This is a genomic window from Companilactobacillus bobalius (assembly GCF_009764355.1).
In genome coordinates this window covers 1-4514 of the sequence record NZ_LNUA01000017.1, presented here as the reverse complement: position 1 = coordinate 4514, position 4514 = coordinate 1, and the positions used below count along the sequence as shown (strand labels likewise).

The window sequence follows — 4514 nt, the reverse complement described above, 5'->3', positions numbered from 1 at the left end:
ACTCGGCACTTAAAAGGGGGGTCGTAGTACGGGAGCGAGAATCGCTCCCTGCCCCCTGATTTTCAAAATTTTTATTCCACTCAAACCAAAATATGGGCTCCGCCCAAACCCGCAAGCTGTGTCAGCTTGACCCCATAAATGAGCGGGAGCTCCCGCTCAAACTCACCCCGCACTCGCCGTGGGGCAGGCAAAAAAAGCAGGTGTGCTTTTCTTTGCATGCGCAAAAGTGTTTTATCCGCTAGTCTATCAACTCCTTAAAGCCTCAAAAAAGGGGCTAACTGCTAAAGCAGCAAGCCCCTTTAATTCGATTTACCGTTGACAGACACAAAGTTAACTACGTTCAATCTAGTGAGATGTTAAATTAAGCTCTTAAACGCCATTTTAAGCCCATATAAGTGTTTTAAAGATGTGGACCGCCTAATTCATCAGATTTATGCCTGTCGAATTCCTGTGAGCTTTCAGGGGCTTTTTTAGACGGTTCTTTTAGTCCTGCACGCTCTAGCCACTTTTCAGGTAAATTAATACCTAGTTTTTTGTGTAGAAACTCATCAACATTGCGCACAATGTCTTGAAGTGTTCCGACTAACTTTCGCAAACGAACATTTTCTCTTTCGAGGTCATTATATTCCCACGTTGTTCTAGTCAGTTTATCTCCTAACGAGTCGGCTTCACGCCTTGCTCTAGCATGCATTTGATTGTAATTATCACTAAAAGACGCCCGTTGTTCCAAATCAGCGAGATCAGATTTATCAACCGTGACTTTATTTTTATTCATCAAGGTGGGTTTACTAGCAATTTTTTTGTTATCCCGTGGCTTGATTTCATCAAGCTGTTTTTTTGTATGTGCAAGCTTTACTTGTGTCTCTTGTTTTTCGGTCTCTATTTTTTTCAATTCTTCCCGCATAGCTTTGTATTCGGGTACTGATAAGTTCTTACGCTCTTTATTTTTGTTGCCACGTTCAACATCAAAGCCATTTTCTTTGAGGTACTGTGGGAATTCCTCTTGAATACGTTGTAAGGCTTCACGATTGAATATACGCTTAGCTGAGAGCTTTTTATCATCATCAAAGGGCACAATGCCCATATGCATGTGTGGGGTCTTTTCGTCCATATGAACGACTGCATAGCGAATATTTTCGTCACCATAGTTATCTGCAAAATATTGTTTGGCTGTTTCAAAATATTTGCGGGTTTCGGCTTCGTCTAATTGCTCAAAAAAATCTTTGTCACTGGTTAGAATCCATTCATTGACTAAAACAGCGTCTTTGCGAACTGCCCGCTTACTCGCTTTGTTTTCGTTGATATAGGCTTCAATATCCGTTTTAAAATTATCAGTGCGCCCAACCACCAAATCATAATTCAGGTGGGAGCGGGAAACATCAATATCTTCGTTGCTGTGATTAGTCGTTTTCCGTTGGTCATGATTGCCAATGCCGACTAAATTATCAGCTTTTAATTTCGTCATTCTAGCCACTGCAAAACTCATTGTATGCACCTCATTTCGGAGTTATCTTCCAAGTAAAGTATAACACACTATACTTTACATTCGTAAAGGTGTGCTCTCCGAGGGTCAAAGCAAGAACCTGGCTTGTGCCAGATTCCCAAAGTCAAAAGCAAAAAAATAACCGCTGCTGCCGTTTCTTTTTCCTAGTAACAGAAATGAGATTTTCACCTTTGCGCTTTTCCGCAACGGTTGCAAATTCATTCCCAAGATCAAGTAAAAAAACCATGGGCTTTGCCCAAACCCACGAGGGAAAAATTTCCCCTCGACCCCCTCCAAAAAACTCCCCCAACCCCCTCACTTTTTGAGGGGGCTCCCTCGCCGGTTGGCAGGACAAAACAAAGTTTTGTCAATGCCGAGAGGGTGGAAAATCAGTGGCTCGTATCAACTCCTTAAATTCCTTCCGCTTTGCTCCAGTCAGACATTTACCGTTGACACTTCCCGTTTATCTTTCCTTCTGGCCAAATAAAAAAAGAGTAGCCGTAGCCACTCTTAATTTTACTTATTCAACAATCGCGCCCGATTGCGGCATACTTAAAAATAATCTCAATATTTTTTTGATCTTCTATTCCTCGATTATTCCATATCCTTCTGGTGCAGGAATCCCATGTTCTGCAGAACGACTGACTGATTCCCACTCTTTCCATGTAGATATACGTTTTTCTGCATTTTCAACAGCTAAATCATAAACAAGGCTTCCTAGAATCAATCGGAGAGGCGGATTCTCACTATTAACCAGTTTCATTATAGCTTCGGCAGCCAACTTAGGGTCACTATCAACTGATTCGGTTGAGTTTTGTTGAGCCAACTTCTCACGTAATGAATCATACTCTTTGTTCTGTGTGGTAAAACTCATTTTTAAGTATAGATTCGTCCAATAGCCTCCGGGTTCAACGATAGATACCTTTACACCAAAATGTGCAGCTTCTTGTGCTAATGCCTCGCTAAATCCTTCTAAAGCAAATTTGCTAGCACTATAGATTCCCGACATTGGACCAGTAATCAGTCCACCAATACTAGATATCTGTATAATATGACCTGATCCTTGTGTCCGTAAGTACGGCATAGCTGCTTGACAAATCCAAATTGCACCATAGAAATTAGTCTCCATTTGACTTCTAACTTCATCTTCACTAAATTCTTCAATCATTCCCAATACCATATTTCCTGCATTGTTAATGACAATATCGATCCTTCCAAAATGTTTAATGGCAGTTTCCACTGTAGTAAAAACAGCACTTCTATCAGTAACATCAAGACTTAACGGAAGTAACATTCCTTCAAACTGGTATTTTAACTCATTAAGTTTTTCAATATTTCTAGCAACACCAACAACCTTATCTCCTGACTCTAGTACTTTTTTAGTGAACTCGTATCCTAGTCCACTGCTCGCTCCTGTAATAAACCATACTCGTGTATTTTCTACGTTACTAAATGTCATAAATAATTTCCTCCATTAATCATGTAATATTTAGGTAGCAATTACCCGATATAAAAAAGGGTGAGTACCAAATATTTTATCCAAAAAAGGCTCAGCAAAAAGGGAAAACAAAAAAACGCAAAACGTAATAGAAAAAGGTATCCAAAATGCAGTTTTATTTCTGTTTTTCATCTCTAATCTCCTTATCGTTCAATATTTCGCCCGTTTCTTTATCAATATCGCCCCTGCCGTATCTTCGTTCTTGATAGACTGCGTCAAAATATAGCCTTACCAAGGCAGTATGCGCACGCAAAACGGAGTTAATTATTTTCATACTAGGAAGCCCATACTCATTACCATGAACTCTAACAAAACGCTTCAATTCACGTATATTAGCTATCCCATATTCATCAATCAAATCACAGACAGTATTCAACATATCGTCTTTATCTTCCACATCAAGCGATATATATCTATCAATATCAAAATTATTAATCAGCGTAATATCTTGTTTATTATATTTATGCTTTTTCTTCTCGATAGCGTCTTTCGACTCATGAGTAAGATATAAATACATACTTGTCATACTTCTGATGACTATTTGTACTTTAGCAATACTCTGATCGCCTAGAAGCTGTTTAATTTTGTACCGAACACTATCAGCAGTAACTGGGTTTTTAGCCACATAGACAACATGATAATGTGGCTTTTTAAAATCTTGTCCTGGCACAGTACTTTTATCTTTATCATGCAATGGACTAACAGCAATTGGGACACCAATTAATTCCAATTTCGACTTCCAATCTTCTGGAATAGATTCGGGATATAACAAAAAGGTGAAGTATCTTGATTTGTCTTTTGCCATAATGGTAGAATAACCTTGTTAGAACAACAATGTTTAGCGGAAACTTTCGTCTTGCCCAAGCCGAGTTTTCGCTTATTTTTTTTGTTCTAATTCCTTTCTTGAATAATCTTCTAAAGCTAAAGCTAAAATCGCAGACTTGGAAAAACCTTTTTCTTTCGCAAGTTTTTCCAAAGTAGAATACTGGTCTTCAGTTAAACTGACCGTAATTCTTTTTTTATTTGTAGCCATATTTTTTACTCCAAACTAAATTAATTTTAAGTACACCACTATTATGCGTTTTTGCAACATTATTGTCAACAATATGTGCTAGAAACCTCTATTTTGCTAAAAACTCGCTAAAAACTCGCCAAAAACTCGCCGAGATATAAAACTCTGTAACCATTGATATCAAAGGCTTAAAATCACTTTTTTATCAAAATTGGCACTCGGCACTTAAAAGGGGGGTCGTAGTACGGGAGCGAAAATCGCTCCCTGCCCCCTGATTTTCAAAATTTTTATTCCACTCAAACCAAAATATGGGCTCCGCCCAAACCCGCAAGCTGTGTCAGCTTGACCCCATAAATGAGCGGGAGCTCCCGCTCAAACTCACCCCGCACTCGCCGTGGGGCAGGCAAAAAAAGCAGGTGTGCTTTTCTTTGCATGCGCAAAAGTGTTTTATCCGCTAGTCTATCAACTCCTTAAAGCCACAAAAAAGGGGCTAACTGCTAAAGCAGCAAGCCCCTTTAATT

At 39.2% G+C, this 4514-nt stretch carries 4 protein-coding genes; all 4 read right to left on the bottom strand.

Going from position 1 to position 4514, the window contains the following annotated elements:
* Positions 1–400 precede the first annotated feature (400 nt).
* Positions 401–1486 (bottom strand): MobV family relaxase, encoded by a 1086-nt coding sequence (mobV, locus tag ATN92_RS03485; protein ID WP_056950758.1) that lies wholly within the window; start codon positions 1484–1486, stop codon positions 401–403.
* A 580-nt stretch (positions 1487–2066) separates the two neighbouring features.
* Positions 2067–2942 carry an SDR family oxidoreductase gene (locus ATN92_RS03480; RefSeq protein ID WP_012478242.1) on the bottom strand — a complete coding sequence of 292 codons (876 nt, stop codon included), beginning with the start codon at positions 2940–2942 and terminating at the stop codon, positions 2067–2069.
* A gap of 154 nt (positions 2943–3096) precedes the next feature.
* Entirely contained in the window at positions 3097–3786 is a 690-nt protein-coding gene (locus tag ATN92_RS03475; RefSeq protein WP_012478241.1) for a replication protein, read from the bottom strand.
* 72 nt (positions 3787–3858) lie between these two features.
* Positions 3859–4014, bottom strand: coding sequence for a ribbon-helix-helix protein, CopG family (locus ATN92_RS03470; protein ID WP_004906453.1), 156 nt, complete (start codon positions 4012–4014; stop codon positions 3859–3861).
* Positions 4015–4514 lie beyond the last annotated feature (500 nt).